This is a genomic window from Variovorax defluvii (genome assembly GCF_039541515.1).
Classification (GTDB): Bacteria; Pseudomonadota; Gammaproteobacteria; order Burkholderiales; family Burkholderiaceae_C; genus Variovorax; species Variovorax defluvii.
The window spans coordinates 32,304-58,573 of sequence record NZ_BAABGJ010000010.1; the positions used below are offsets into that span (position 1 = coordinate 32,304).

Sequence of the window (26,270 nt, forward strand, 5' to 3'; positions counted from 1 at the left end):
AGGAAAAGGGATCTCTTCTCGTGTCCGTCTTCAAGAACGTCATCGTCTATCGCATCGAAGCAGGCTGGTCGCAGCCGCTGACCGAGGTGGAACAGCGCCTGGACGGCGCCCGCTTCGTGCCCTGCAGCCCCTCGCAGGAAAAGGCCGCCGGCTGGGTGGAGCCGCGCGGCCAGGCGCACGGCCCGCTGGTCGAGTCCGTCGGCGGCCAGTGGCTGCTCGAGTACATGATCGAGAGCAAGACGCTGCCCGGCTCGGTGGTGCGCCGCAAGGTCGAGGAGCGGGCCGCGCAGATCGAGGCCACCACCGGCCGCAAGCCGGGCAAGAAGGAATTGAAAGTCCTCAAGGACGACATCACGCTCGAACTGTTGCCGCTGGCCTTCACGCGCCACGTGCGCATCGCGGTCTGGATCGACCCGGCCGCGCACCGGCTGGTGGTGAATGCCAGCAACGCGCAGCGCGCCGACGAGGTCGTGACCAGCCTGGTGAAGGCACTGGACGGCTTCGGCGTGGCGCTGGTCAACACGCAGGTGGAGCCGGCGGTCGCCATGGCCGACTGGCTGTCGACGCAGGAGCCGCCGGCCGGTTTCACGATCGACCGCGAATGCGAGCTCAAGGCCACCGACGAATCGAAGGCGGTGGTGCGCTACGCCAAGCACCCGCTGGACATCGAGGAGGTGCGCCAGCACATCGCCGACGGCAAGCGGCCCACGCGCCTGGCCATGACCTGGGACGACCGCGTGTCCTTCGAACTGACCGAGGGCCTGCAACTGCGGAAGATCAACTTCCTCGAAGGCACGGACGAAGGTGCGCCCGGCTCGGCCAAGGAAGACAACTTCGACGCCGACGCGGCGATCGCGACCGGCGAGCTGGGCCAGCTCATGCCCGAGCTGATCGCGGCGCTGGGCGGGGAGATGCAACTCGGCGCGGCGCCTGCGGAAGCGCCGGCAGCGACGACAGCGAAGGCCGCCGCGCCCGTGGCCGAGGAACTGGCCGACGAATCGGCGCCGTTCTGAGCTTCTGGACTTCTGAGCTTTTGAACTAGACCGGCGGACGCAGCGCATCGGCCGCGCCCGGCTTCACCGCATCGGCGGCCGGCGCGTCGGCCGGCGGCGCGGCGTCTTCTTCCAGCGCCTGCGGCCGCACCAGCGTCCATTCGGTCAGCTTGCCATTGACGAAGGTGGCATCCACCCAGGACCCTCCGTTGTCGGTCCAGCGGAACACCTCGGGCTGCGCATCCTTGGGCGTGCGCAGCTCGCCCAGCGCGCGCGTCATCGCGATCACGTGCAGCAGATTCACCTTGGGCTTGAGCTTGGCGTTGAGCATCACGGCGCTGGCCACGTAGCCCACGGGCCGGTCGGCCGCGCGCTTGAGAACCTGCATGGTCCGATTGAAGTGCATCAGCAGGAACATGACGATCGCGCCGCCGGCGAAGGCGACGCCCGGCCAGCCGTACGCGCGATAGGCGCCGATGACCAGCAGAACGCCCGCGATGGGCACAAAGACTTTGCCGAAATTCATGGGGTGCATTGTCGCCCGGTCGCAGCGCGAGTCATTGCGACAGCTGGCGCACCACGTCCATGGCTTCCTCGATGCGCTCGACCGGATGGATGGCCAGCCCCTCGATCTCCTTCGCACCCTTGCGAGGCGCATTGGCCTTGGGCACCACCGCCACGCTGAAGCCCAGCTTGGCCGCCTCGCGCAGGCGCTCCTGCCCGCGCGGCGCCGGCCGCACCTCGCCCGCCAGGCCCACTTCGCCGAAGGCGATGAAGCCCTTGGGCAGCGGCTTGCCGCGCAAACTGGAGGTGATGGCCAGCATCACCGCGAGGTCGGCCGCGGGCTCGGTGATGCGCACGCCACCCACCGCGTTGACGAACACGTCCTGGTCCATGCAGGCCACGCCCGCATGCCGGTGCAGCACCGCCAGCAGCATCGCCAGGCGATCGCGCTCCAGGCCCACCGAGAGGCGGCGCGGGCTGGGCCCGCCGTTGTCGACCAGTGCCTGGATCTCCACCAGCATCGGCCGCGTCCCCTCCAGCGTGACCAGCACCACGCTGCCGGGCACCGGCTCGGCATGCTGGCTGAGAAAGATCGCGCTCGGATTGGCCACGCCCTTGAGGCCACGCTCCGTCATCGCGAACACGCCGATCTCGTTGACGGCGCCGAAGCGGTTCTTGATGGCGCGCACGAGACGGAAGCTGGAATGCGTGTCGCCTTCGAAGTACAGCACCGTGTCGACCATGTGCTCCAGCACGCGTGGGCCGGCGAGCGCGCCTTCCTTGGTCACGTGGCCCACGAGCACCACCGCCGTGCCGCTGGCCTTGGCGAAGCGCGTGAGATGCGCGGCGCACTCTCGCACCTGCGCGACCGAACCGGGGGCGGAGGTGAGCTGGTCGGAATAGATGGTCTGGATCGAGTCGATCACCGCGATCGCGGGCCGGTGCGCGTCCAGCGTGGCCAGGATCTTCTCGAGCTGGATCTCGGCCAGTACCTGCACCTGCGACCGCTCCAGTCCGAGCCGGCGCGAGCGCAGCGCCACCTGCGCGCCGCTTTCCTCGCCGGTGACGTAGAGCGCGTTCTGGCCGGCGCGCTGCAGCGCATCGGCCGCCTGCAGCAGCAGCGTCGATTTGCCGATGCCCGGATCGCCGCCGATCAGCGTGACGCCACCGGCCACGATGCCGCCGCCCAGCACGCGGTCCAGCTCGTCCAGCCCGGTCGGGGTGCGCGCGACCTCGCTGGCCTCGATCTCCGACAGCACGGCCAGGTCGGCGGCGCCGGCCAGCGAGGCATAGGCGGTGCCGAAGCGGTTGTTGCCGCCGCCGGCGGCAGCGGGCGCAGCCACCTGCTCGACCAGCGTGTTCCAGGCACCGCAGCTGGGACATCGGCCCAGCCACTTGGGACTGGTGCCGCCGCAATCGGAGCAGACGAAGATGTTTTTTTCCTTGGCCATCGCCCGAGTGTAGGGAGGGCTCGGGCGGCCTCAGGGAAAACCCGGCGCATTCACCCTCCGTCAAGGGCTTGCCAAAAATTTAACATGTTAAATAATCGAGCCTCTGATTTCCGACCATGAGCACCGCCTTCGTCCATCGCAACCTGCCCCGCCTGCTCCTGCAAGCGCGCGAAGCCGTCATGGCCCACACCCGGCCCAGCCTGCGCGAGCATGGGCTGAGCGACCAGCAATGGCGCGTGCTGCGGGTGCTGGGCGAACACGGCCTGGTCGAGACCGGGCGCGTCGCGCGCGAGGCCTACATCCTCGGCCCCAGCCTCACCGGCGTGCTCAACCGCATGGAGCGCGACGGCCTGATCCGCCGCTACCGCGACCCTTCCGACCAGCGCCGCACCGTGGTCGAGGCCACGCCCCGGGGCATGCGCATGGTCGAGAGCCTCTCGCAATCGATCGAAGCGCACTACGCCTGGATGGAGAAGTCGCTCGGCAAGCAGAAGCTGGCGCAGCTCTACACGCTGCTAGACCAAGTGATCGAACTGGAGCAACCATGAGCTTCCTGCCCACCGGCACCGTCTACGGCGTGCTTTTGAACTTCCGCGCGGAACTGGAGGCCCTCGCGCCGCAGATGAGCCAGCCGCCCTACAAGGCCGCGCCGAAGGCCCCCGTGCTGTACGTCAAGACGGCCAACACCTGGAGCCCGCACGGCTGCGCCGTCACGGTGCCGGCCGGGGTGCCGGCGATCGAGGTCGGCGCCACCGTCGCGATGGTGATCGGCGCGGACGGCGACGTCGAAGGCTTCGTGCCGATGAACGACCTGTCGATCCCGCATGCCAGCTTCTTCCGCCCGCCGGTCAAGTACAAGTGCGTCGACGGCTTCCTCGGCATCGGCCCCGCGATGCGCGACGCGCAGGAGGTGGCGGACCCGGCCGAGTTCAGGCTGGAAGTGCGCATCAACGGCGCGCTGCGCCAGTCGGTCGACTTCTCACAACTGGTACGCAACGCCTCGCAGCTCCTGGCCGACGTGACCGAGTTCATGACTTTGGCGCACGGCGACGTGCTGATGCTCGGCTGCGATGCCGGCCGGCCGCTCGCCCGGCCGGGCGACCGCATCGAGGTCGCCGCACCCGGCTTCGAGACCCTGTCCAACACGCTGGTGGGGGAAGGCGCATGAAGCACGCACGCATCGTCTTCGAAGGCGTCGAGCAGGCCGCGACCGAGCGCGACGGCTGCCTCCTGCTGGCCGATGGCCGCACGGCCGGCTGCGACGAGGTCCTGTGGCTGCCGCCGCTGGCCCCCACGCCGCGCCCGCGCACCATCCTCGCGCTCGGCCTCAACTACGCCGACCACGCGAAAGAACTGGCGTTCAAGGCGCCCGAGGAACCGCTGGTCTTCGTCAAGGGCCAGGGCACGCTCATCGGCCACCGCCAGCGCACGCGGCGCCCGGCCGACGTGTCCTTCATGCACTACGAATGCGAGCTGGTGATCGTGGTGGGCAAGACCGCGCGCCGCGTGCACCGCGACGACGCCTATGACTTCATCGGCGGCTACACGGTGGCCAACGACTACGCGATCCGCGACTACCTGGAGAACTGGTACCGCCCCAACCTGCGCGTGAAGAACCGCGACACCTGCACGCCGATCGGCCCCTGGCTGGTCGACGCGCAGGACGTGCCCGACCCGATGGCCCTGGACCTGCGCACCACTGTCAACGGCAAGCTCACGCAGTCGGGCAACACGCGCGACATGATCTTCGACGTGCCCTTCCTGATCGAGTACTTCACGCGTTTCATGACCTTGTCGCCCGGCGACCTGATCCTCACCGGCACGCCCGACGGCGTGGCCGACTGCCGCCCCGGCGACGTGGTCGTGACGGAGATCGAGGGCATCGGCGCGCTGAGCAACACCATCGTCGCGGGCTGAGCCGGTGCAAACGGCCCGGCGCGCGACATCCAGCTGAATCGAAAGACCCATGAAGATCGATCACCTCATCGGCGGCAAGCCCGTCGCCGGCACCGACTACTTCGAGACCTTCAACCCGGCCACCCAGGAAGTGCTGGCCGAGGTTGCCTCCGGCGGCGAGGCCGAAGTCCATGCCGCCGTCGCGGCCGCCAAGGAGGCTTTTCCCAAGTGGGCCGGCACGCCCGCACCCGAGCGCGCCAGGCTGATCCGCAGGCTGGGCGACCTGATCGCGAAGAACGTGCCCGAGCTCTCGCGCACCGAGACCGACGACTGCGGCCAGGTCATCGGCCAGACCGGCAAGCAACTGGTGCCGCGCGCGGCCGACAACTTCTACTACTTCGCCGAGATGTGCACGCGCGTCGACGGCCACACCTACCCCACGCCCACGCACCTGAACTACACCCTGTTCCACCCGGTGGGCGTGTGCGCGCTCATCTCCCCGTGGAACGTGCCCTTCATGACCGCCACATGGAAGGTCGCGCCCTGCCTGGCCTTCGGCAACACCGCGGTACTGAAGATGAGCGAGCTCTCGCCGCTGACCGCCGCGCGCCTGGGCGATCTGGCCCTGGAAGCGGGCATTCCGCCCGGCGTTCTGAACCTGGTGCACGGCTACGGCAAGGAGGCCGGCGAGCCGTTGGTGGCGCACCCCGACGTGCGGGCCATCTCCTTCACGGGCTCCACCGCCACCGGCAACCGCATCGTCCAGCGCGCGGGCCTCAAGAAATTCAGCATGGAGCTGGGCGGCAAGAGCCCCTTCGTGGTCTTCGACGACGCCGACCTCGAGCGCGCGCTCGACGCGGCCGTGTTCATGATCTTCAGCAACAACGGCGAACGCTGCACCGCCGGCTCGCGCATCCTGGTGCAGCAGAACATCTACGCCGGCTTCGCCGCGAAATTCGCCGAGCGCGCGAAGCGCATCGTCGTCGGAGACCCGCTCGACGAGAAGACCATCGTCGGCCCGATGATCTCCCAGGCCCACCTGGCGAAGGTGCGCAGCTACATCGAGCTCGGGCCGAAGGAAGGCGCGACGCTGCTGTGCGGCGGCCTCGAGGTGCCGCCCCTGCCCGAGCGCGTGAGGAAGGGCAACTACGTGGCGCCCACCGTCTTCGCCGACGTCGACAACCGCATGAAGATCGCGCAGGACGAGATCTTCGGCCCCGTGGCCTGCCTGATCCCCTTCAAGGACGAGGCCGACGCGATCCGCCTGGCCAACGACATCCCCTACGGCCTGTCGAGCTACGTCTGGACCGAGAACATCGGGAAGGCCCACCGCGTGGCGGCCGCCGTCGAAGCCGGCATGTGCTTCGTCAACAGCCAGAACGTGCGCGACCTGCGCCAGCCCTTCGGCGGCACCAAGGCCTCGGGCACCGGCCGCGAGGGCGGCACCTGGAGCTACGAAGTTTTCTGCGAGCCGAAGAACGTGGCCGTGTCTCTGGGCTCGCACCACATCCCGCACTGGGGAACGGCATGACTGCCGTTCCCCTTCGGGGCGCAACAGGCTCCCCCCACCCAACCCTCCCCTCGAGGGGAGGGCTCACGTCGTCGATCGACGGGTGGTGCCATATCGAGTCGAAGGAGATATAGGACATGGGCCAGCTCGCACTCGCCGCCAAGATCACGCACGTGCCCTCGATGTACCTGTCGGAGTTCCCCGGCCCGAACTTCGGTTGCCGCGAGGCCGCGATCAACGGCCACAAGGAGATCGACCGCCGCTGCCGGGCACTGGGCGTGGACACCCTCGTGGTCTTCGACGTGCACTGGCAGGTCAACAGCGAATACCACATCAACTGCGGCCCCGAATTCGGCGGCACCTACACCAGCAACGAGCTGCCGCACTTCATCAAGAACATGCCCTATGCCTACCCGGGCAATCCGGCGCTGGGGCACCTGATCGCGGACGTGGCCAACGAGATGGGCGTGAAGACCCGCGCCCACAGCGACACCACGCTGGAGCTGGCGTACGGCACCCTGGTGCCGATGCGCTACATGAACGCCGACCAGCACTACAAGGTGATCAGCATCAGCGGCTGGTGCGACTGGCACGACCTTCGCGAGTCGGGCCGCTTCGGCCTGGCGGTGCGGCGGGCCATCGAGCAGCGCTACGAGGGCACGGTGGCGGTATTCGCCAGCGGCTCGCTCTCGCACCACTTCGCGGACAACGGCCGCGCGCCGGAGTTCATGCACAAGGTCTACGACCCCTTCCTCGAACAGGTGGACCGCCGCGTGGTCCAGCTCTGGGAAGCCGGCGAGTGGAAGACCTTCGTCGGCATGCTGCCCATGTACGCCGAGAAGTGCTGGGGCGAAGGCGACATGCACGACACCGCGATGCTGCTGGGCCTGCTGGGCTGGGACCGCTACACGGCGCCGGTGGAAATCATCACGCCCTACTTCGGCAGCTCGGGCACGGGGCAGATCAACGCGATCTTCCCGGTGACGCCCCTGCCTGCCGAGGCCTGAAGAAGCACGCAGGGAGTCCAGCTCATGCCCCATCTCGTCATCCTCTACACGCCCAACGTCGAAGCCGACGCCGACCTGCCGGCCCTGTGCCGCGCGATGGCCGACACCATGCTCGCGCAACGCGACGAGCAGGAGCGCCAGGTGTTCCCCACCGGCGGCACGCGCGTGCTCGCCTACCCGGCCGCGCATTACGCGGTAGCCGACGGCTCGGGCGACCACGGCTTCATCTACCTCAACCTGCGCATCGCGGCGGGACGCTCCGACGGCTTGAAGCAACGCATCGGCGATGCGCTGCTCGAGCGCCTGAGACAGCAGATGGCACCGCTGCTGGCGAAGCGCCATGTCGGCATCACGCTGCAGATCGACGAAAGCCCCGGCCAGGTGTACGACGGCAAGTGCGGAAATCTGCATCCTCTATTCCAGAAGCCATGACATGCTCGACAAGAAGCTGATCCAGCAACTCGCGGCCGAGCTGCGCGAGAGCGAGAAGACGCGCGTACAGCTGAGGCACTTCTCGATGCGCCACCCCGAGATGACGATCGAGGACGGCTACGCCATCTCGCGCGAATGGGTGAAAGCCAAGCTGGCCGAGGGCCGGCTGGTCAAGGGCCACAAGATCGGCCTCACCTCGCGCGCGATGCAGCAGGCCAGCCAGATCACCGAGCCCGACTACGGCACGCTGCTGGACGACATGTTCTTCGAGCAGGGCGGCGACATTCCCTTCGCCCGCTTCATCGCGCCGCGCGTCGAGGTCGAGCTGGCCTTCGTGCTCGGCAAGCGGCTGCAGGGGCCCCACGTCAGCCTCTTCGACGTGCTGGCGGCCACCGACTACGTGGTGCCGGCCATCGAGATCATCGACGCGCGCATCGAGCAGTTCGACCGCGAGACAGGCGCGATGCGCAAGGTCTTCGACACCATCGCCGACAACGCGGCCAATGCCGGCATCGTGACCGGCGGCCGCCCGGTCAAGCCCGACGCGGTGGACCTGCGCTGGGTCGGGGCCCTGCTCTACAAGAACGGCGTGATCGAGGAATCCGGCCTCGCCGCCGCCGTGCTCAACCACCCGGCGACGGGCGTGGCCTGGCTGGCGAACAAGCTGGCGCCCTGGGGCGAATGCCTGGAGGCCGGCGAGGTGGTGCTGAGCGGCTCGTTCACACGGCCGACCACGGCCACGCCTGGCGATACCTTTCACGCCGACTACGGCCCCCTGGGCTCCATTGCATTTCGATTCGTCTGAACAGGAGCACACATGCAAACCCCTGCGAACCCCTTCAAGCAGGCCCTGGCCGCCCAACGCGCCCAGATCGGCCTCTGGCTCGGCCTGGCCGATGCCTACAGCACCGAGATCTGCGCCGGCGCCGGCTTCGACTGGCTGCTGATCGACGGCGAGCATTCGCCCAACGGCCTGCGCAGCGTGCTGGAACAGGCGCAGGCCATCGCGGCGTACCCGGGCGTGAACGCGATCGCGCGCGTGCCGCTGGGCCACGGCGACGCCGGCACCGCGCTGATCAAGCAGTACCTGGACCTGGGCGTGCAGACCCTCCTGGTGCCGATGGTCGACACGGCGGCCCAGGCGCAGGCCCTCGTGCGTGCGATGCGCTACCCGCCGCAGGGCATCCGCGGCATGGGTGGCGCGCGGGCCTCGCGCTGGGGCCGCTACCCGGCCTACGCGAACGAAGCCAACGCGCAGGTCTGCCTTCTGGTGCAGGCCGAGACGCGCGAGGCCCTCGCCAACCTGGAGGCGATCGCGGCGGTCGAGGGCGTGGATGGCGTCTTCATCGGCCCGGCGGACCTGTCGGCCTCGATGGGCCACGTTGGCAACGCCGGCCATCCGGAGGTGCAAGCCGCGATCGAGGATGCGATCGCGCGCATCGGCCGCGCCGGCAAGGCTGCCGGCATCCTGACGCCGGACGAAACGCTGGCGCAGAAGTACCTGGACATGGGCGCCCTCTTCGTCGCGGTCGGGCTCGACACGAACCTGCTCGTGCGCGCCACCAGCAGCCTGGCGGCCCGCTTCAAGACGGCGGCCAGGGCCGCGCCTTCCGGCGGCACCTACTGAGACCACGACGGTATGAGCCAAGACCCCAAGCGCTTCCGCTCCGCGACCATCCGCGAGGGCACCATCCGCGCCACCACGCGCAGCTTCCTGCATGCACTGGGCCAGGACGACGAGGACATCGCGCGGCCGCATGTCGGCGTGTTCCACACAGGCGGCGAGATGAGCCCCTGCAACCTCAACCTGCGCGAGCAGGCGCAGCATGCCAAGACCGGCATCTATGCCGGCGGCGGCACGCCGCACGAATGCCCGGTGGTGTCGGTGAGCGACGGCCTGACCATGGCCCATTCCGGCATGCGCTTCTCGCTGATCTCGCGTGAACTGATCGCCGACAGCGTGGAGGCCTCCACCCGCGGCCACCAGTGGGACGGGATCTTCGCCATCGGCGCCTGCGACAAGAACCTGCCGGGCCTGATGATGGGCATGGTCCGCTGCAACGTGCCCAGCGTGTTCGTGCACGGCGGCTCCGCGCTGCCGGGCCAGATGCCCGGGCCGCAGGGCCGCGACCTGAACGTGGTCGACACCTACGAGACCATCGGCAAGGTGCTGGCCGGCGACGCCACGCCGCAAGAGCTGGAGGCGATGAGCCGCGCCTGCCTGCCCACCGCCGGCGCCTGCGCCGGCCAGTTCACCGCCAACACCATGGGCATGGTGTCCGAGGCGCTGGGCCTGGCGCCGATCGGCTCCAGCATGGTGCCGGCCGTGTTCAGCGAGCGCGCGCCGCTGATGCGCCGTGCCGCCCGGCAGTTGATGAAGGCGGTGATGGGGGAGGGCCCGCTGCCGCGAGACATCCTGACGCGCCAGGCGCTGGAGAACGCCTGCGCGGTGGTGTCCGCCACCGGCGGCTCCACCAATGCGGCGCTGCACCTGCCGGCCATCGCGCACGAGGCGGGCATCAAGTTCCACCTCGACGACGTGGCCGAGGTGTTCGCGCGCACGCCGCTCATCGCCGACCTGCGGCCAGGCGGCAGGTACCTGGCGCGCGACGTGTTCTATATCGGCGGTGCCGGCGTGATCCTGCGCACGCTGCTCGAGCAAGGCTTCCTGCACGGCGACGCGCTCACCTTCACCGGCCGCACGCTGGCCGAGGAAGTGGCCGATGCGCCCGCCCCTGATGGCGAAGTGGTGCGCCGCGCCGGCGATCCCATCACGCGCGACGGCGGGCTGGCGGTGCTCAAGGGCAACCTGTGCCCCGACGGCGCGCTGCTCAAGACCGCAGGCCTCAAGACGCTGGTGCATCGCGGTCCGGTGCGGGTCTTCGAATCGGAGGAAGAAGCGCAGACGGCGGTGCAGAACCGTCGCTACCAGGCCGGCGACGTGATCGTGATCCGCAACGAGGGCCCCAAAGGCAGCCCCGGCATGCGCGAGATGCTGGGCATCACCGCGCTGCTCTACGGCCAGGGCATGGGGGACAGGGTGGCACTGCTGACCGACGGCCGCTTCTCGGGCGCGACGCGGGGCCTGTGCATCGGCTACGCGGGCCCCGAGGCGGCGGACGGCGGGCCCATCGCGGCGCTGCGCGACGGTGACATCGTGGCCATCGACGCGCGGGCGGAGGCGCGCAGCATCACCGTCGATCTCGACGCCGCCGAGATCGCGGCGAGGCTCGCGCAACGTCAGGCAAACACGGGGGTACGGCACACAGGCTTGCTGGAAAAATACGCGCTCACCGTGCGCCCCAGCCATCAGGGCGCCGTGACCCACTCGGGCGCCGTCACCTGGCTGCGCGACGAGTCCTGAAGCCCTCAACGGAGACATTCCATCATGACTTTCACACGCCGCCACCTGCTGCAGACCACCGGGGCCTCGGCCTTGCTGGCGAGCCTCGGCCAGCATGCATTCGCCCAGGCCCAGCAGCCCTTCGAGACCGCCCGCCTGATCACCGGCTTCGCCGCCGGCGGCACCTCGGACACGCTGTGCCGGCGCGTCGCCACCCGGCTGCAGCCCGACTACGGCAAGGCCGTGGTGGTGGAAAACCGCACCGGCGCAGGCGGCCAGATCGCGGTGAGCTACGTCAAGGGCCAGCCGGCCGACGGCGCGACCCTCCTGCAGACGCCCACCTCCATCCTCACCATCTACCCGCACATCTACAAGAAGCTGCCCTATGACCCGGCGGTGGACCTCACGCCGGTCACGGTGGCCTGCCAGTTCGACTTCGGCTTCGCGGTGGGGCCGGCGGTGCCGGCCTCGGTGAAGTCGGTGCCCGAATTCCTGGCCTGGGCGAAGACCAACGCCGACGGTGCCAACTTCGGCTCGCCGGCGGCCGGCTCCACGCCGCACTTCATCGGCGCGCTGCTCGGCAAGAACGGGGGCGTGGAGCTCAAGCATGCGGCCTACCGCGGCACGCAACCGGCGATGCTGGACCTGCTGGGCGGCAACGTGGCGGCCGTGTCGGGCCCGATCGGCGACATCACGCAGCACCTGGCCTCGGGCAAGGTGCGCATCCTCGGTGTCTCCGGCGCCAAGCGCAGCCGCTTTGCGCCCGACGTGCCGACCTTCGAGGAACAGGGCATCAAGAACGTGACGCACAGCGAGTGGTTCGCCTTCCTGCTGCCGGCCAAGGCCTCGCCCGAAGTGGTCGCGCGCGCCAATGCGGCAATGAAGACCGCGCTGGCGCAGAAGGACGTGATCGACGGCCTCGCCACCTTCGGCCTGGAGGCGATGTCCTCCTCGCCGGCCGAGCTTGCCGACCTGCTCAAGAAAGACACTGCGAAATGGGCCCCCATCGTGAAGCAGATCGGCTTCACCGCTGAGGGATAGACATGAAAAGGAACTGCCGATGAGCTCCCCCCTCGCCACGCCGGCCACCGCGCCGGTCCGTGCCGCCATGCATCCCGACGAGCAGGAGGCGCGCCTGCAACTGGCCGCCTGCTACCGCGTGTTCGCGATGCTGGGCTGGACCGAGATGATCTACAACCACATCACGGTGCGGCTGCCCGACAGCGTGACGGGGGGCGAGAAGCAGTTCCTGATCAACCCCTTCGGCCTGCACTACACCGAGGTCAGCGCCAGCAATCTGGTGAAGATCGACCTGCAGGGCAAGGTGCTGGACGGTTCGCGCCACCCGGTCAACCCGGCCGGCTTCACCGTGCATGCCGCCATCCACGACGGCCTGCCCGATGCTCACTGCGTCATGCACACGCACACGACAGCCGGCGTGGCCGTGGCCTGCCTGCAGGGCGGTCTGCAGCAGACCAACTTCTACACCGCGCAGTTGCACGACAAGGTGGCTTACCACGACTTCGAGGGCATCACCATCCATGCCGACGAAGGCCCGCGGCTGCTGCAGAGCATCGGCAACCGGCCGGCGGTGATCCTGCGCAACCACGGCCTGCTCACCTGGGGCCGGACGCTGCCGCAGACCTTCGCCATGCTCTGGACCCTGCAGCGTGCCTGCGAGATCCAGATGGCCACGCTCTCGATGGGTGCACCGATCCCGGTGTCCGACGCCATCGCGCGCAAGTGCACCCGCGATGCGCTGCAGTTCAATCCCCAGCACGGCGGCGGACAGGATGTGTTCGACGCGCTGGTGCGGCAGGTGGACCGCATCGACGATTCCTACAAGCACTGAACACCGAGTCATGAAAGTCTGCATCTACGGCGCCGGCGCGATCGGCGGCTGGATCGGCGCCGGCCTCGCGCAGGCGGGCTGCCGCCTCAACGTGGTGGCGCGCGGCGCCACGCTGGACGCCCTGCGAGAGAGAGGATTGAGCGTGATGCGCGGCGAGCAGCGCACACGCGTCGCGGTCAACGCGGTGGCCGACCCGGCCGAGCTGGGCGTGCAGGACCTGGTGGTGGTCGCGGTGAAGGCGCCGGCGCTGGCTGCGGTCGCCGAGCGCATCGCGCCGCTCCTGGGTCCGGAGACCCTCGTGCTGACGGCCATGAACGGCGTGCCGTGGTGGTTTCTGCAGGGTGGCTTCGGCGGGCCCCTGGCCGGCACCTCGCTGGAGGCGGTGGACCCGGGCGGCAGGATCGATGCCGCGATCCCCGCCCGTCACGTGATCGGCTGCGTGGTGCACGCGAGCTGTTCGCTCGACGGGCCCGGCACGGTGCGCCACCACTTCGGCAACGGCCTGATCATCGGCGAGCCCTCGGGCGAGGCCACGCCGCGCGCGAGGGAACTCGAGGCGCTGCTGCAGCGCGCCGGCTTCGAGGCGCGCCTGTCGCCACAGATCCAGAAGGACGTCTGGTACAAGCTGTGGGGCAACATGACGGTCAATCCCATCAGCGCGCTGACCCGTGCCACGACCAACCTCATCCTCGACGACGAGCTGGTGCGCGGCTTCATCTCGACCGTCATGCTGGAGGCGCGCGAGATCGGCGAGCGCATCGGCGTGCCGATCGCGGAGAGCCCGGAGGACCGGCATGCGGTCACGCGCAAGCTCGGCGCCTTCAAGACCTCGATGCTGCAGGACGTGGAAGCCGGCCGGCCGGTGGAGCTCGATGCCCTGGTCTCGGCGGTGCGCGAACTGGGGCAGCGCGCGGGGGTGAAGACGCCGTTCACGGATGCGTTGCTGGGCCTGGCACGCTTGCAGGCGCGGCAGTTGGGGCTGTACTGACAATTTCGGACAGCACCCGCCGCGCTTGCAACGCCCACCTCGGGTACGTATAGTCGCGCCGCCCTCGCACACCGCCTGGTGCTGGGCCTCGACAACAAGCAGGCGTTCCCGGAAAGCTGTCACACATGAAAAGTCCATCGCGGCGCGCGCCGCTGCGGGCGTTGATCGCCCGTGCCTCGTCTTTCATCGGCTTGGGCGATCGCTCGAAGCGCCCCACCCCAGCCTCAACCCGTCATCGTCGCGTCCGGGCGCCCAAGCCTGCGCGAGGCTCCGCCGCACGCCACCGGGAGGCCGCCGCGCCATCCGCGCCACCCATCCCGGCCTGGCAGCTCTGGCGCATCGTCACGATCGTCCTGGCCGCCTTCGCGGTCGCTGGTGCACTCCAGGCCGGGCCATCGTTGACGACGCCGCAGATCGGCACGACCACTGCCGGCCTGACCGACAGCCTCAAGAGCTTCTTCTCACGCCTCTGGAGCCCCGCCACCAGCGGTGCCGAACAGCAAGGCACTGCCTACATGTACGACGAGCAGGGCAATCTGCTTTCGGAGACAGGCACGGGTGGCGCCAACAGCTCCGGGAGCACCCAGTACATCTACCTGCCCACCGCGAACGGGCCTATGCCCATCGCGGCGGTGATCAACGGGCAGATCTACGCCGTTCACAGCGATCACCTGAACACCCCGAGAAGACTCACCAACAGCCAGGGCCAGCCTGTCTGGCAATGGGCCTACTCGGCCTTCGGGGACGAGAAGCCCACCACCGCGAAGAATAGGTTCGCGAACGTGGAGGTCAACCCGAATCCCGGCACGACGAGCTTTCCGGACATCACCTACAACGTCCGCTACCCGAATCACTACGCGGATGAAGAGTCGGGCCTCTTCGAGAACCGGGACCGCTTCTACAACCCGTCGTTGGGCCGCTACACGCAAGGCGATGCCTTTGGGTTGAGCGCCGGCACGAATCGCTTCGTCTACGCATTGGACGATCCGCTGAGCGTGTTCGATGACGACGGGCTGGCGCCGAAGAAGCCCGACGGCGCTGCGCCTGCCCCGTACTCGCCGCTAACGGGGGGCACGATCAAGCCTTCACCGGTGCCGGGATGGCAGCCTTTGCAACTCGGTGTGCCGGGCCGCGCGCGACTCGGTGGAGCGGGCTCCGCGGCAGGGGCGGGTCGAGGCGTCTTCGGGCCCTCTTGCTCGCCCACGGGGGTGGACGCTGCAGAAGGGGCGAGAGAGCTTGCGAAGGCTGAGGTGTTTTCTGCGCGCGCGGCCCCTGAACTCAAGAAGATCTACGGTTGGGGAAATGGCGAGGCAGGAGTGAAGGCCGCGAGGGAGGCGCTCGATGCTTCAGCCATGGCGCGAATCCAGGGGAGTGTGGCCAGAGCAGAAGTCGAAGCTACGCGAAACCTCTACAGAGAAGCCGCGGCTGCAGGCCGGGGCGGTGCCGTCGCTCCTGAGCGTGCGGCGTACATGGAAGACATCCTCAAGCGCTGGAAATAGGAGTTGGCATGCCCAACACGACTGCGAAACTACCGTTGCAGAATGAAAGTTCTGCGCCCGTCAAGGTGCTCTTGGAGCCACTGTCCGAGTACTTCATTGTCCAACCTGGCCAGAGCATTGAGATCCACGCCGTCTTTGACGATGTGACCACCAACACGTCCTTCACCATCGCGCCGAACGATTCGTCTCTCACGGTCTATGCCCCGGGCGAAATTTCCGGCTTTGTGGACTGCTATGTGACCTGCGGTGGGGTGCGGTTGACGCCAGACGGAAACTGACGGTCGCCTTGACGGTCGATCAGGCCGCACGCTTGCGGCAAAGGGGCGAAGCCTCAGCACCCACGTCAATCCGGCGTCGTTATTGAGAGCCTCGGCCCCGAACCCCTGGGTGCCCCGGCAACATAAGCGAGCGCTAGAAATTCCGCGCCCGCAGCACCACCGGCTCCTGTGCCGACTCCAGGTACTTGCAGGTGGCCGCCACGTGGATGGCGAGGCTGTTCGCCTCGTAGACATCGACCGCGCGCTCGTAGCCTTCTTCGCCGACCGCGTACACCCCGAAATGCAGGGCCAGCGCGTCATAAGTGATCAGCGCCGCGATGTCCCGCCCGCGCATCGGAAGGGTGAAGGCGATGCCCTCGGCCACCGGCTGGGCGCGGCTGCGTGCAGCGGGCGCGGCGGCGTGCCAAGGCGCTTGCTTGGGCGCCAGCTCTGCGAAATCGGTTGCGATCTGCTCCGGCCCCTGCGGCTGCGGCGGGGGTGCCGACCTGACGCGCGCCGGCACCAGCTCGGCCGTCGGATCGTCCCGGCGGCAGTACAGGAACTCCACGTCCCCCAGCCGCAGGCGGTCGCCTTCCAGCAGCGGCACGGTGTCGATGCGCGCCTCGTTCACGAAGCTTCCATTGGTGCTGTGCGCATCCTTGATGGTCGCGAATTCGCCATGGCACTTCAGCACGGCATGCGCCTTGCTCACCAGCGGGCTGGGCAGCACGATGTCGTTGCCGGTCCAGCGCCCGATCCAGAACTCGCCGTCCGGCAGGCGGATCTTTCGGGCGTAGCGCACCCCGCGCATCAGCAACAAAGTCGGCATCGTTCCTCCGCAGTCCGGCGGCTCCTCGCCTGCGGAAGATGGTACGTTCAACGACAGCCCCAAACAATGCGCAGGACCCTGGCCATTCGGCGTACGGCCCGCGGATGGCTGCCACGCGCGGAGGATCAATGCCCGCGCCGGGACCGGAAGACCAGGTAGCGCGCCGAGAGGAAGTTGAGCACCATCCCCGCCCCGCTGCCCAGCGCCACGCCCAGCGCGGGGACCCAGGGCCCTTGGAGGGCATGCAGCGTCAGCACGTAGACGCCGTAGTTCACGACCGCCCCGCCCAGCATGGTCACGAGGTACCCCAGGTACTCCCGCGCCAGCGAAGCGCCCGATCGCCGCCCGGCGAAGGCGTAGCGCCGGTTCAGCAGCCAGGTGGCGGTGGCCGCGGCGAGGAAGGACAGCACCCGCGCCGCGTACCAGCCCAGCCAGGGCGCCGCGAGGTAGAGCACGCTCACATCGACGATGAAGCCGATCGCCCCCGCCAGCGCGAACAGGAGGAACTCGCGGCCGATGTGCATCAGGGCAGTTCGGCAGGCTGCGCATGCCGCACGCCCGGGATCGCCAGGTAGCGCAGCCGCTTGGCCTCCTGGCGGCCGATGGTGACCGTGTGCAGCACGATGCCGCAGACGAAGGACAGCATCGCGGTGAGCATGGTGCCGGTCAGCAGCACGGCGGTCGGCAGGCGCGGCACCAGGCCTGTCTGCAGGTAGGTCAGGGCCAGCGGCACGGCGCCGAGGACCGAGCCCACCGCCAGCACGGCCGCGATGGCCGAAAAGAAAAGCAGAGGCCGCTCGCTCACGAACAGCTTGCAGATGGTCCTGAGGATGCGCCAGCCGTCGCGGTACGTGGAAAGCTTGCTGTGCGAGCCCTCCGGGCGCGACCGGTAGCGCACCGGCAGCTCGGCGAAGGGCATGCGCAGCTCCAGCGCGTGGACGGTGAGCTCGGTCTCGATCTCGAATCCCTTCGAGACCGCCGGGAAGGACTTGGCGTAGCGCCGCGAGAACACGCGCAGGCCCGACAGCATGTCGGTGAGCCGGCCACCGAACAGCGCGGCCACGGCACCGGTCAGCAGGCGGTTGCCGAAGCGGTGGCCCGTGCGGTAGGTCTGCGCGTCCTGGCCGTCGTCCTGGCGCGAGCCGACCACCATGTCGAGGTTGCCCTCGATCAGCGTGTCGACCAGCAGGCGCAGATTGCTCAGGTCGTAGGTGGCGTCGCCGTCGACCATCACGTAGATGTCGGCCTCCACGTCCGCGAACATGCGGCGCGCAACGTTGCCCTTGCCGGGCAGCGCCACGTAGGTGACCTGCGCGCCGCAGGCACGGGCGATGGCGGCGGTGTCGTCGGTGGAGGCGTTGTCGAAGACGTGGATCTCGGCTTCGGGCAGCGCCGTGCGGAACTCGGCCACCACCTGCGCGATGGCCAGGGCCTCGTTGTAGCAGGGGATCACCGCCGCGATGCGGGGCGGTGAACGCAGGGCGTCGGAGAAAGCGTCGTTCATGGTGCGGGGGGCAGGATACGGTATGCCCGGGCGCCGTCCTGAGCGAACATGAGAACGAAATGCCGGCGGAAGCCTTGGTCCTTCGCCAGCGTGTCGGCCACCGCGTCGGGCATGACCAGCGCCTCGAAGCCAAGCCCGGCAAAGCGGCGCGCCGCCTCGGCCGCGGGCAGCAGCGGAAAGTCTGCATAGCGCCAGGGGCCCAGGGTATCGCCCCAGATCGGGTTGGGCCCGTAGTAGATCGCCTCGCTGAGCGCGATCTGGTAGACGCGCCCGGTCACCTGCTCGCGCACATGATTCATCACCGCATAGCCGGGCACGTTCGCCCGCAGAAAGGCCTCGCGGGCCGCGGGGGTCACCGCGATGCCGGCGAGCCTGCGCTCGCTGTGCCGCCACGACACCGCCGCCAGCACGGCCAGCAACAGGGCGGCGACGACGACGGCCACGCGCGGGCGCCCTTCCCCGCGCACTGCGGACGGGAGCATACGGTGCAGTCCGGCGGCCAGCCAGCCCAGCAGCACCTGCCAGCCCAGCACCGCCACCAGCGCCAGCAGCGGAAAGGAGGCCGTCATGTAACGCGGGTAGCGCGAGGTCAGCGCCCACACGATGAGCGAATAGGCGCAGAAGACGATGGCCGCATGCACCGCCGGCGTGCGCCGCCAGGCCCGGCTCAAGGGCGCCAGCACCACGGGCCAGATCAGGACGCTGGGCAGCGCGGCATGGGCGCGCACGTCGTCGAGCTGGTTCTTGTAGTCGGCCGGGTTCCAGTTGCTGAAGCCGAACAGCCGCGCGCCGATGGGGTTGAAGGGGTCGCCGGTCATCAGCGCATTGCGGCCGAACCAGTAGATGCAGGGCAGCAGGAAGCACAGCAACGCCACGCCCCAGGGCCGCACCCGGCGCTCGCGCCGGACCACGAACCAGGCCGCCAGCGGCAGGAAGGTCAGGGCCTGGTACTTGGACCCGGCCGCCAGCCCCAGGAAGAAGGCCGACAGCGCCAGCCAGCGCACGCCGGCATCCGGCTGCTCGGCGTGGGCTTCGTTCCACCACCACAGCGAAATCCAGGCGGCCAGCACGAAGAGGGCGACACCCATGTCGATCAGCGCACTGGCGTAGTCGCCCATGCCCAGCAAGACGGCGGCGGCGGCACAGGCGAGCACCCGGTTGAGGTACGCCAGGCCCAGGCGGTAGACCAGCCACACCGAGAGCCACCCGGCCATCGCGCTGAGCAGGTGCGGCAGCACGTCGTCGCCCACCAGCAGCGCGGCCGCGTAGAGCAGGTTGTAGTTGTAGGGGAACCAGGGGTAGCGCAGCCACTCGTGGATGCCGAGCGCGCCGCTCTGTGCCACCTGGCGCGCGTAGGGCAGGTGGTACATCAGCTCGTCGAAGGCGGCCGGTGGCGCCAGCGGTTCGAACAGGGTGGGCAGCGCCACCAAGGCCAGCGCGGCCAGGGCCACCTTCTCGATCCACGTCAGACGTGGCCCGGGCGGCAGAGCGCGCATCTGGCGCAGCCAGCCGGGCACCTGGATGCAGGCCGCGGCAAAGCCGACCGCGACCACCAGCAGCACCGCGGGCATGCGCAGCAGTCCGGCGATGCCCAGCCCCTGGAAGACACAGATGAAGAGGCCGACGCCGAGCGCGGTCGCCATCGCCGTCTCGAGCCAGAAGTCGCTGCGTGCCGGGGCGCCCAGGCGCAGGAAGAGCGCCCGCCCGAAGCCCCAGCAGGCGGCGGCGAAGATCGCCAGTGCCGCGTAGTGCGCGGCGGCAAAGGTCAATGTCTGAATAAGAGTTCCCCGGTGTGCCGGCGCCTCGTGCGCCGGCCGGCCGCTGGGTCAGAGGTTCGGTGCCAGGAGCCGTTCCAGTTCGGCTTCGCTTTCGTGGCGGCGCGCGGCCTGGTCCTGCAACTGATCGTGCCCGATCTTGCCCACATTGAAATAGCTCGCCTGGGGATGGCTCAGATAGAAGCCGCTGACGCTGGCGGCCGGCATCATAGCGAGGCTTTCGGTGAGACTCATGCCGATGTCCTGACACTGCAGAAGGTCGAACATCGGGCGCTTGACGCTGTGGTCCGGGCAGGCCGGGTAGCCGGGCGCCGGGCGGATGCCGCGGTATTTCTCGGCGATCATGGCCTCGTTGCTCAGCGCCTCGTCGGGCGCGTAGCCCCAGAGGTCGGTGCGCACGCGGTGGTGCAGCGCCTCGGCGAAGGCCTCGGCCAGGCGGTCGGCCAGGGCCTTGAGCATGATGGCGGAGTAGTCGTCGAGGTCGTCGAGGAAGAACTTCTCCTTCTTCTCGACGCCGATGCCGGCGGTCACGGCGAACATGCCCACGTAGTCCTTCAGGCCGCTCGCGCGCGGGGCGACGAAGTCGGCCAGGCAGCGGCTGGGCCGCATCACGCCCTCGATGGCCTGCTTCTCGGTCTGCTGGCGCAGGCCCCACCAGGTGAGCGCGGGCGTCGTCCGCGACTCGTCGGTGTAGAGCACGATGTCGTCGTCGCGCTCGGTGTTCGCCGGCCAGAAGCCGACCACGCCGCTCGCCGTGAGCCAGCGGCCCTCGATCAGACGCTTGAGCATGCGCTGGCCGTCGCCGAAGACGCGCACCGCCTCGCTGCCCACCACTTCGTCCTTGAGGATCGCCGGGAAGGGGCCGGCCAGGTCCCAGGTCTGGAAGAAGGGACCCCAGTCGATGTACTTCGCCAGCTCCGCGAGGTCGAAGTTGCGGAACACGCGGCGGCCGGTGAACTTGGGCACCGGCGGCACGTAGCCGGCCCAGGCGATCGGTGTTTTGTTGGCCCGCGCCTTGGTCAGCGGCCACAGCGGCACCTGCTTCTTGTTGGCGTGCAGGTGGCGGACCTTGTCGTAGTCGGCGTTCAGCTCGTCGATGTAGGTGGCCGCCTGGTCCGAGAGCAGCGACTGCGCCACGCTCACGCTGCGCGAGGCGTCGGGCACGTAGACCACCGGGCCTTCGTAGTGGGGCGCGATCTTCACCGCGGTGTGCACGCGGCTGGTGGTGGCGCCGCCGATCAGCAGCGGGATCTTGCGGATGCGGAAATGCTCGTCCTTCTGCATCTCGCCGGCCACGTACTGCATCTCCTCCAGGCTGGGCGTGATCAGGCCCGAGAGTCCGACGATGTCCGCGCCCTCGACCTTGGCCCGCGCCAGGATCTCGTGGCAAGGCACCATCACGCCCATGTTCACCACCTCGAAGTTGTTGCACTGGAGCACGACGGTGACGATGTTCTTGCCGATGTCGTGCACGTCGCCCTTCACGGTGGCGATGATGATCTTGCCCTTGCTGCGCACGTCGCGGCCGGCGGCCTCGTCCTGGCGCTTCTCTTCCTCGATGTAGGGGATGAGATGGGCCACGGCCTGCTTCATCACGCGGGCCGACTTCACCACCTGGGGCAGGAACATCTTGCCGGCGCCGAACAGGTCGCCGACCACGTTCATGCCGTCCATCAGCGGGCCCTCGATCACGTGCAGCGGCCGGCCGCCCCCGGCGAGGATGGCGCGGTAGGCCTCTTCGGTGTCCTCGACGATGAAGTCGGTGATGCCGTGCACCAGCGCGTGCGACAGCCGCTGGTTGACCGGCACCGGCTGCTCCGGCGTGCCGCGCCACTCGAGCTTCTTGCTGTCGTCCTTGGCGCCACTCTTGGCGCTCTCGGCCACTTCCACCAGGCGCTCACCGGCATCCGGGCGGCGGTTGAGCACCACGTCTTCCACGCGCTCGCGCAGCGAGGGCTCCAGGTCGTCGTACACGCCGACCATGCCGGCGTTGACGATGCCCATGTCCATGCCGGCCTGGATCGCGTGATAGAGGAAGACGGTGTGGATCGCCTCGCGCACCGGATCGTTGCCGCGGAAGCTGAAGCTCACGTTCGAGACGCCGCCGCTGACCTTCGCGCCCGGCAGGTTCTTCTTGATCCAGCGCGTGGCCTCGATGAAGTCGACCGCGTAGTTGTTGTGCTCCTCGATGCCGGTGGCGATCGCGAAGATGTTGGGGTCGAAGATGATGTCCTCGGGCGGGAAGCCCACCTCGTCGACCAGGATGCGGTAGGCGCGCTCGCAGATCTCGATCTTGCGCTCGAAGGTGTCGGCCTGGCCCTTCTCGTCGAAGGCCATCACCACCGCGGCTGCGCCATAGCGGCGCACCAGGGCGGCCTCGTGCTTGAACTTGTCGACGCCCTCCTTCATGGAAATCGAGTTGACGATGCCCTTGCCCTGGATGCAGCGCAGACCGGCCTCGATCACCTCCCACTTGGAGCTGTCGACCATGATCGGCACGCGCGCGATGTCGGGCTCGCTGGCGATCAGGTTCAGGAAGCGCACCATCGCGGCCTTGCTGTCGAGCATGGCCTCGTCCATGTTGACATCGATCACCTGCGCGCCGTTCTCGACCTGCTGCCGCGCCACCGCCAGCGCGTCCTCGAACTGGCCGTTGAGGATCATGCGGGCGAAGGCCTTGGAGCCGGTGACGTTGGTGCGCTCGCCGATGTTGACGAAGAGCGTGCCCTCGCCGATCTGGACCGGCTCCAGGCCGGACAGCTTCATGGGAGGGACGGTGACGGGAAAAGAAGGGGAAGAGTGGGAGGACGACATGAGCTCACCTGCAAACGGGGGATCAGGCGAGCGTCGTTGCACTCCAGCGGAGGAAGCCCAAGCCTGACGCGGCGCCCTGGACGAGGGATGCCGCGCTGCAACGCTCCTTGGGAGCGGGCGATTTTACGCCGGCTGCGCAGCACCGGCCGCCGAAGCCGGCAGCCCGAACACCATGTCGAAAGCCCAGTTGAAGACGAAGGTATAGATGAGAAAGAACACGACCAGGCCCAGGTCCATCACCAGCGCCTGCCAGAGGCTCACGTTCAGCCACCAGGCGAAGACCGGCACCAGGAAGGCCACCAGCCCGCCCTCGAAACCGATGGCGTGGGCGATGCGCCGGCGCACGCTGCGGCCGCGCACCTTCTGGCGCGATTCCCAGCGCTCGAACATCGCGTTGAAGCTCAGATTCCAGAGCACCGCGATGACCGAGGCCATGACCGCCGCCACGCCCGAATGACCGGCGCTCTGTCCCGTCATCAGCGCCAGGCCCGCACTGGCCGCGACGATGGCGATGCCCTCGTAGAGGCTGATGTAGACGACGCGGCGCTTGAGCCCTTGCATGCTTCTTTCCTGTGTTTTTGGATGGCGATGGGTGGACTTTATGTGTTGTTTGTTGATATAAAAAGTCATCTTCTTTCAATTTCATTGATAGGCATGGCCTTCACCAGCGACAACGTGCAGGTCTTCCTGGCCGTGTTGGACCACGGCTCCTTCTCGGGCGCCGCGCGGGCCCTGCACCGTGTGCCCTCGGCCGTGAGCATGGCCGTCGCCAACCTGGAGGCCGAGCTCGCCCTCCCCCTGTTCGACCGCAGCGGCCGCGAGCCCCGGCCCACCGCCGCGGCGCGCTCACTCGAACCGCAGGCCCGGCTGCTGGCGGCGCAGTTGCAGGAGCTGCAGGTCCAGGCCCTGGCGCTGACACAAGGCCTGGAAAACCGCCTCACCCTCGCCATCGCGCCCGAGTTGCTGGCAGCGCCCTGGAGCGAGCCGCTGGCCACGCTGGCGCGGGACTATCCGCAGCTGGAAGTCGAGGTTCTGGCCGCGCCGCAGGCCGACGCGCTGGCCCTGCTGCACAGCGGGCGGGCCCAGCTCGCCCTGGTCTTCGAGCGGCCCAGCATGGACGGCCGCGAGGGCTTTCAGGAAGTGGCGAGCGAGATGATGGTGGCCGTCATGGCGCCCGGCCACCCGGCGCTGACGGCCGCCGGCGGCCGGATGCGCGAGGACCACCTGCGCAACACCCGGCAGATCGTGGTGGCGGGCCGCGACCTGGCCACCAGCGACCCGCGTTTCGTGTTCGCCCGCCATGCCTGGCGCACCGACAACGCCCTGGCCGCGCTGAGCCTGATCACGGCCGGTCTGGGCTGGGGCTGGCTGCCGCGCAACTTCGCCCGGCCTCACGTGGCGGCGGGCGCGCTGGTGGAAATTCCCTTCGAGAACCTCAGCAACGGGCTGGACCTGTGGGTCGACGTCGTCTGGTCGCGCGAACGCCCGCTGGGCCTCGGGGCGCAGCGCTTCGTGGCGCTGGTCGCGCGCAAGAAAGACTAGGGTCGATCGGCCGACGGCGACTGCGGCTGGTTGATCCGGTCCATTTGCCTCTGTCGCATGTCCGCGGCCGCCCTCGGCACGGAGCCGGGCGGGAAGGCGGCCGGGGGTGCCGGCTGCGCCATGGGCGGGCGTCCCGGAGGCATGGCCGGTGGCTGGCCGAATTGAGGCGGCCGCGCGCCAGGGTGGTCGGGCCGTGGCGGGCGGACATCGCGTTCGGGCCGGGGCGGGCGGATGCCGTGCTCGGGTGGCGGTCGCGGCCCAGGGGGCGGTTGCCAGCCCGGCTGCGGGCGGAAGCCCGGGTCGGGACGCGGCCGATAGCCCGGGTCGCGGTCATGCCAGGGGTTGGGTCGCCAGTCCGGCCGCGGCGCCGGCACCGGGCGCCAGCCCGCCACCGGTGGCGGCGGCCGGCCATCCCACCAGCGTGGCTCGCGGTACCAGGGCCGGTCGCGGTAGTGATCGGACCAATAGTTTCCGATCGTGAAGCCGACGATGGGCACGCCGATGATCGCGCCGTAACTGGCCAGCGGCACGCGCCGGCGCTCGTAGGCGTAGTCGATGTTGCCGGCGTAGAGCCAACCGCGCAGCCCGTCGGGCAGGACCACGTCGCACCAGCGATAGCCGCTGGTGCAGCCCAGCACGTCGAAGGGCTGGCCGGGGCCCAGTCGGGCGACGACCGGATAGTCGCCGGAGGGACCTGCGCGCAGGTTGGCGGCGCTGCGCGAGAGAGCCTCCTGGGCCGCGGCCGCCAAAGGCAGCGCGGCTGCCAGAACACCGATGGCAACGATGCGGATCCATCGCCGGCCAGAGAGGGACTTCATACGTGCTCCTTTGCGGTCCAGGGTAGGCCGCGCGCCGGAGCGCTGTCAATCGGCTGCGGCCTACCCGCCCAACGCCGCCGGCAGCGAGGCGTGGACCGGCCTAACCCTTGGAGATCTTCTTCACCCGGCCTTTGTAAAGCGCCGCGGCGGCGCCAGGCGGGTCAGGCCGCTTCGGGGTAGAAGGCTGCGCGGTGCAGCGCCCGTCCCGCCAGCGGCGAGACCGCGCGCCCGATGGCCGCGATGTGATCCGGCGTGGTGCCGCAGCAACCGCCCACGATGTTCACCAGGCCCTCGGCGGCGAACTCGTGCAGCAGGCGCGAGGTGACCTCCGGCGTCTCGTCGAAGCCGGTGTCGCTCATCGGATTGGGCAGGCCCGCATTGGGGTAGCAGCTGATGAAGGTGTCGTCCGCCACCCGCGCCAACTCCTGGAGGTAGGGCCGCATCAGCGCCGCACCCAGCGCGCAGTTCAGGCCGATGGCCAACGGCCGCGCATGACGCACGCTGTGCCAGAAGGCGGTGACGGTCTGCCCGCTCAGGATGCGGCCGGAGGCATCGGTCACCGTGCCGCTGATGATCAAGGGCAGGCGCTCGCCGCTGGCCTCGAAGTACTCGTCGATCGCGAACAGCGCGGCCTTGGCGTTGAGGGTGTCGAAGATGGTCTCGACCAGCAGCACGTCGGCACCGCCTTCGACCAGGGCCTCGACCTGCTCGTAATAGGAGGCACGCAGTTCCTCGAAGCCCACGTTGCGCGCGCCGGGGTCGTTCACGTCGGGGCTGATGCTGGCCGTCTTGGGCGTCGGGCCCAGGGCGCCGGCCACGAAGCGCGGCTTGTCGGGCGTGGAGAACTTGTCGCAGGCCGCGCGCGCGATGCGGGCGGATTCGAGGTTCATCTCGCGCGCCAGCTCGGCCATCTTGTAGTCCTCCTGTGCGATGCGCGTCGCGCCGAAGGTGTTGGTCTCGATCAGGTCGGCGCCGGCGGCGAGGTAGCCCTCGTGGATGTCGCGGATCACCTCGGGCCGCGTGAGCGACAGCAACTCGTTGTTGCCCTTCACGTCGCGCGGAAAGTCCTTGAAGCGCTCGCCGCGGTACTGAGCTTCGCTCAGCTTGAAGCGCTGGATCATGGTGCCCATCGCGCCGTCGAGGATGGCAATGCGGCCGGCGAGGATGGCGGGGAGCTGCTGGGCGCGCGTGTAGGCGGGGGGGTTCATGGGGAGGATTGTAGGAAGCGCTCCGATGCCCCTTTGAAATCCTTCGGAT

At 68.9% G+C, this 26,270-nt stretch carries 26 protein-coding genes and 1 riboswitch; of the genes, 16 read left to right on the plus strand and 10 right to left on the minus strand.

Annotated features, from left to right (window positions below; genetic code table 11):
- The first annotated feature begins 20 nt into the window (after window positions 1-20).
- Window positions 21-1,013, plus strand: coding sequence for a recombination-associated protein RdgC (locus tag ABEA07_RS06380; RefSeq protein WP_345536627.1), 993 nt, complete (start codon window positions 21-23; stop codon window positions 1,011-1,013).
- Between the two features lie 25 nt (window positions 1,014-1,038).
- On the opposite strand, the gene ABEA07_RS06385 is transcribed toward ABEA07_RS06380, so the two are convergent.
- Window positions 1,039-1,527 (minus strand): glycerate kinase, encoded by a 489-nt coding sequence (locus ABEA07_RS06385; RefSeq protein WP_345536628.1) that lies wholly within the window; start codon window positions 1,525-1,527, stop codon window positions 1,039-1,041.
- A 22-nt stretch (window positions 1,528-1,549) separates the two neighbouring features.
- Entirely contained in the window at window positions 1,550-2,947 is a 1,398-nt protein-coding gene (gene radA, locus ABEA07_RS06390) for a DNA repair protein RadA (RefSeq protein ID WP_345536629.1), read from the minus strand.
- A gap of 116 nt (window positions 2,948-3,063) precedes the next feature.
- Here radA and hpaR point away from each other — a divergent pair, with 116 nt between their 5' ends.
- The 14 genes from hpaR (at window position 3,064) to ABEA07_RS06460 (ending at window position 15,752) form a co-directional block, all read left to right on the plus strand.
- The gene (gene hpaR / locus ABEA07_RS06395; RefSeq protein WP_345536630.1) at window positions 3,064-3,495 is read left to right on the plus strand and encodes a homoprotocatechuate degradation operon regulator HpaR; all 432 of its coding nucleotides are present in this window, start codon (window positions 3,064-3,066) and stop codon (window positions 3,493-3,495) included.
- The gene (locus ABEA07_RS06400; protein WP_345536631.1) at window positions 3,492-4,115 is read left to right on the plus strand and encodes a fumarylacetoacetate hydrolase family protein; all 624 of its coding nucleotides are present in this window, start codon (window positions 3,492-3,494) and stop codon (window positions 4,113-4,115) included. The genes hpaR and ABEA07_RS06400 overlap by 4 nt, the downstream gene beginning before the upstream one ends.
- The gene (locus tag ABEA07_RS06405; RefSeq protein WP_345536632.1) at window positions 4,112-4,864 is read left to right on the plus strand and encodes a fumarylacetoacetate hydrolase family protein; all 753 of its coding nucleotides are present in this window, start codon (window positions 4,112-4,114) and stop codon (window positions 4,862-4,864) included. The genes ABEA07_RS06400 and ABEA07_RS06405 overlap by 4 nt, the downstream gene beginning before the upstream one ends.
- A 49-nt stretch (window positions 4,865-4,913) precedes the next feature.
- Entirely contained in the window at window positions 4,914-6,374 is a 1,461-nt protein-coding gene (gene hpaE, locus ABEA07_RS06410; protein ID WP_345536633.1) for a 5-carboxymethyl-2-hydroxymuconate semialdehyde dehydrogenase, read from the plus strand.
- 116 nt (window positions 6,375-6,490) lie between these two features.
- Window positions 6,491-7,360 carry a 3,4-dihydroxyphenylacetate 2,3-dioxygenase gene (gene hpaD, locus ABEA07_RS06415; RefSeq protein WP_345536634.1) on the plus strand — a complete coding sequence of 290 codons (870 nt, stop codon included), beginning with the start codon at window positions 6,491-6,493 and terminating at the stop codon, window positions 7,358-7,360.
- Window positions 7,361-7,384: 24 nt separating this feature from the next.
- Window positions 7,385-7,792: a 5-carboxymethyl-2-hydroxymuconate Delta-isomerase gene (locus ABEA07_RS06420; protein ID WP_345536635.1), complete on the plus strand. Its 408-nt coding sequence runs from the start codon at window positions 7,385-7,387 to the stop codon at window positions 7,790-7,792.
- A gap of 1 nt (window position 7,793) precedes the next feature.
- On the plus strand, window positions 7,794-8,597 hold the full coding sequence (gene hpaH, locus ABEA07_RS06425) for a 2-oxo-hept-4-ene-1,7-dioate hydratase (protein WP_345536637.1): 804 nt from the start codon (window positions 7,794-7,796) through the stop codon (window positions 8,595-8,597).
- A 12-nt stretch (window positions 8,598-8,609) separates the two neighbouring features.
- The gene (locus ABEA07_RS06430; protein WP_345536638.1) at window positions 8,610-9,419 is read left to right on the plus strand and encodes an aldolase/citrate lyase family protein; all 810 of its coding nucleotides are present in this window, start codon (window positions 8,610-8,612) and stop codon (window positions 9,417-9,419) included.
- A gap of 12 nt (window positions 9,420-9,431) precedes the next feature.
- The gene (gene ilvD, locus ABEA07_RS06435) at window positions 9,432-11,156 is read left to right on the plus strand and encodes a dihydroxy-acid dehydratase (protein WP_345536639.1); all 1,725 of its coding nucleotides are present in this window, start codon (window positions 9,432-9,434) and stop codon (window positions 11,154-11,156) included.
- 24 nt (window positions 11,157-11,180) lie between these two features.
- A complete protein-coding gene (locus ABEA07_RS06440) occupies window positions 11,181-12,176 on the plus strand; it encodes a Bug family tripartite tricarboxylate transporter substrate binding protein (protein WP_345536640.1) in 996 nt (331 codons plus the stop codon).
- A 19-nt stretch (window positions 12,177-12,195) separates the two neighbouring features.
- On the plus strand, window positions 12,196-12,987 hold the full coding sequence (locus ABEA07_RS06445; RefSeq protein WP_345536641.1) for a class II aldolase/adducin family protein: 792 nt from the start codon (window positions 12,196-12,198) through the stop codon (window positions 12,985-12,987).
- A 10-nt stretch (window positions 12,988-12,997) separates the two neighbouring features.
- Window positions 12,998-13,975 carry a 2-dehydropantoate 2-reductase gene (locus ABEA07_RS06450; RefSeq protein WP_345536642.1) on the plus strand — a complete coding sequence of 326 codons (978 nt, stop codon included), beginning with the start codon at window positions 12,998-13,000 and terminating at the stop codon, window positions 13,973-13,975.
- A gap of 161 nt (window positions 13,976-14,136) precedes the next feature.
- Window positions 14,137-15,474, plus strand: coding sequence for an RHS repeat domain-containing protein (locus ABEA07_RS06455; protein WP_345536644.1), 1,338 nt, complete (start codon window positions 14,137-14,139; stop codon window positions 15,472-15,474).
- 8 nt (window positions 15,475-15,482) lie between these two features.
- Window positions 15,483-15,752 carry a hypothetical protein gene (locus ABEA07_RS06460; protein ID WP_345536646.1) on the plus strand — a complete coding sequence of 90 codons (270 nt, stop codon included), beginning with the start codon at window positions 15,483-15,485 and terminating at the stop codon, window positions 15,750-15,752.
- A 133-nt stretch (window positions 15,753-15,885) separates the two neighbouring features.
- Here ABEA07_RS06460 and ABEA07_RS06465 read toward each other — a convergent pair whose 3' ends face one another.
- The 6 genes from ABEA07_RS06465 to ABEA07_RS06490 all read right to left on the minus strand — a co-directional run bounded on the left by ABEA07_RS06465 (window position 15,886) and on the right by ABEA07_RS06490 (window position 23,214).
- On the minus strand, window positions 15,886-16,560 hold the full coding sequence (locus ABEA07_RS06465) for an FHA domain-containing protein (RefSeq protein ID WP_345536647.1): 675 nt from the start codon (window positions 16,558-16,560) through the stop codon (window positions 15,886-15,888).
- Between the two features lie 125 nt (window positions 16,561-16,685).
- Window positions 16,686-17,084 carry a GtrA family protein gene (locus ABEA07_RS06470; RefSeq protein ID WP_345536649.1) on the minus strand — a complete coding sequence of 133 codons (399 nt, stop codon included), beginning with the start codon at window positions 17,082-17,084 and terminating at the stop codon, window positions 16,686-16,688.
- On the minus strand, window positions 17,084-18,064 hold the full coding sequence (locus tag ABEA07_RS06475; RefSeq protein WP_345536650.1) for a glycosyltransferase family 2 protein: 981 nt from the start codon (window positions 18,062-18,064) through the stop codon (window positions 17,084-17,086). The genes ABEA07_RS06470 and ABEA07_RS06475 overlap by 1 nt, the downstream gene beginning before the upstream one ends.
- Window positions 18,061-19,833 carry a glycosyltransferase family 39 protein gene (locus ABEA07_RS06480; RefSeq protein ID WP_345536652.1) on the minus strand — a complete coding sequence of 591 codons (1,773 nt, stop codon included), beginning with the start codon at window positions 19,831-19,833 and terminating at the stop codon, window positions 18,061-18,063. Before ABEA07_RS06480 ends, ABEA07_RS06475 begins: the two co-directional genes overlap by 4 nt.
- Before the next feature lie 57 nt (window positions 19,834-19,890).
- On the minus strand, window positions 19,891-22,653 hold the full coding sequence (gene metH, locus ABEA07_RS06485; RefSeq protein ID WP_345536653.1) for a methionine synthase: 2,763 nt from the start codon (window positions 22,651-22,653) through the stop codon (window positions 19,891-19,893).
- A gap of 21 nt (window positions 22,654-22,674) precedes the next feature.
- Window positions 22,675-22,768, minus strand: a riboswitch (S-adenosyl-L-homocysteine riboswitch).
- A gap of 8 nt (window positions 22,769-22,776) precedes the next feature.
- The gene (locus tag ABEA07_RS06490) at window positions 22,777-23,214 is read right to left on the minus strand and encodes a PACE efflux transporter (RefSeq protein ID WP_345536654.1); all 438 of its coding nucleotides are present in this window, start codon (window positions 23,212-23,214) and stop codon (window positions 22,777-22,779) included.
- Window positions 23,215-23,307: 93 nt separating this feature from the next.
- Here ABEA07_RS06490 and ABEA07_RS06495 point away from each other — a divergent pair, with 93 nt between their 5' ends.
- Complete coding sequence (locus ABEA07_RS06495) at window positions 23,308-24,195, plus strand: LysR family transcriptional regulator (protein ID WP_345536655.1); 888 nt, start codon at window positions 23,308-23,310, stop codon at window positions 24,193-24,195.
- Here the strand turns inward: ABEA07_RS06495 and ABEA07_RS06500 are convergent.
- A complete protein-coding gene (locus ABEA07_RS06500) occupies window positions 24,192-25,013 on the minus strand; it encodes an SH3 domain-containing protein (RefSeq protein ID WP_345536656.1) in 822 nt (273 codons plus the stop codon). The two genes, ABEA07_RS06495 and ABEA07_RS06500, sit on opposite strands and share 4 nt — an antisense overlap.
- Before the next feature lie 161 nt (window positions 25,014-25,174).
- A complete protein-coding gene (locus ABEA07_RS06505) occupies window positions 25,175-26,221 on the minus strand; it encodes a homocysteine S-methyltransferase family protein (protein WP_345536657.1) in 1,047 nt (348 codons plus the stop codon).
- Window positions 26,222-26,270 lie beyond the last annotated feature (49 nt).

What these genes read in the sequence shown, in the direction of transcription:
- ABEA07_RS06400 (WP_345536631.1), top strand. Translation starts at nt 3,492, where the DNA reads ATGAGCTTCCTGCCCACCGGCACCGTCTACGGCGTGCTTTTGAACTTC.
- hpaD (WP_345536634.1), top strand. Translation starts at nt 6,491, where the DNA reads ATGGGCCAGCTCGCACTCGCCGCCAAGATCACGCACGTGCCCTCGATG.
- ABEA07_RS06450 (WP_345536642.1), top strand. Translation starts at nt 12,998, where the DNA reads ATGAAAGTCTGCATCTACGGCGCCGGCGCGATCGGCGGCTGGATCGGC.
- ABEA07_RS06440 (WP_345536640.1), top strand. Translation starts at nt 11,181, where the DNA reads ATGACTTTCACACGCCGCCACCTGCTGCAGACCACCGGGGCCTCGGCC.
- ABEA07_RS06500 (WP_345536656.1), bottom strand. Translation starts at nt 25,013, where the DNA reads ATGAAGTCCCTCTCTGGCCGGCGATGGATCCGCATCGTTGCCATCGGT.
- ABEA07_RS06505 (WP_345536657.1), bottom strand. Translation starts at nt 26,221, where the DNA reads ATGAACCCCCCCGCCTACACGCGCGCCCAGCAGCTCCCCGCCATCCTC.
- ABEA07_RS06445 (WP_345536641.1), top strand. Translation starts at nt 12,196, where the DNA reads ATGAGCTCCCCCCTCGCCACGCCGGCCACCGCGCCGGTCCGTGCCGCC.
- metH (WP_345536653.1), bottom strand. Translation starts at nt 22,653, where the DNA reads ATGTCGTCCTCCCACTCTTCCCCTTCTTTTCCCGTCACCGTCCCTCCC.
- ABEA07_RS06420 (WP_345536635.1), top strand. Translation starts at nt 7,385, where the DNA reads ATGCCCCATCTCGTCATCCTCTACACGCCCAACGTCGAAGCCGACGCC.
- ABEA07_RS06430 (WP_345536638.1), top strand. Translation starts at nt 8,610, where the DNA reads ATGCAAACCCCTGCGAACCCCTTCAAGCAGGCCCTGGCCGCCCAACGC.
- hpaR (WP_345536630.1), top strand. Translation starts at nt 3,064, where the DNA reads ATGAGCACCGCCTTCGTCCATCGCAACCTGCCCCGCCTGCTCCTGCAA.
- ABEA07_RS06495 (WP_345536655.1), top strand. Translation starts at nt 23,308, where the DNA reads ATGGCCTTCACCAGCGACAACGTGCAGGTCTTCCTGGCCGTGTTGGAC.
- ABEA07_RS06405 (WP_345536632.1), top strand. Translation starts at nt 4,112, where the DNA reads ATGAAGCACGCACGCATCGTCTTCGAAGGCGTCGAGCAGGCCGCGACC.
- ABEA07_RS06475 (WP_345536650.1), bottom strand. Translation starts at nt 18,064, where the DNA reads ATGAACGACGCTTTCTCCGACGCCCTGCGTTCACCGCCCCGCATCGCG.
- radA (WP_345536629.1), bottom strand. Translation starts at nt 2,947, where the DNA reads ATGGCCAAGGAAAAAAACATCTTCGTCTGCTCCGATTGCGGCGGCACC.
- ABEA07_RS06460 (WP_345536646.1), top strand. Translation starts at nt 15,483, where the DNA reads ATGCCCAACACGACTGCGAAACTACCGTTGCAGAATGAAAGTTCTGCG.
- ilvD (WP_345536639.1), top strand. Translation starts at nt 9,432, where the DNA reads ATGAGCCAAGACCCCAAGCGCTTCCGCTCCGCGACCATCCGCGAGGGC.
- ABEA07_RS06490 (WP_345536654.1), bottom strand. Translation starts at nt 23,214, where the DNA reads ATGCAAGGGCTCAAGCGCCGCGTCGTCTACATCAGCCTCTACGAGGGC.
- hpaH (WP_345536637.1), top strand. Translation starts at nt 7,794, where the DNA reads ATGCTCGACAAGAAGCTGATCCAGCAACTCGCGGCCGAGCTGCGCGAG.
- hpaE (WP_345536633.1), top strand. Translation starts at nt 4,914, where the DNA reads ATGAAGATCGATCACCTCATCGGCGGCAAGCCCGTCGCCGGCACCGAC.
- ABEA07_RS06470 (WP_345536649.1), bottom strand. Translation starts at nt 17,084, where the DNA reads ATGCACATCGGCCGCGAGTTCCTCCTGTTCGCGCTGGCGGGGGCGATC.
- ABEA07_RS06465 (WP_345536647.1), bottom strand. Translation starts at nt 16,560, where the DNA reads ATGCCGACTTTGTTGCTGATGCGCGGGGTGCGCTACGCCCGAAAGATC.
- ABEA07_RS06385 (WP_345536628.1), bottom strand. Translation starts at nt 1,527, where the DNA reads ATGCACCCCATGAATTTCGGCAAAGTCTTTGTGCCCATCGCGGGCGTT.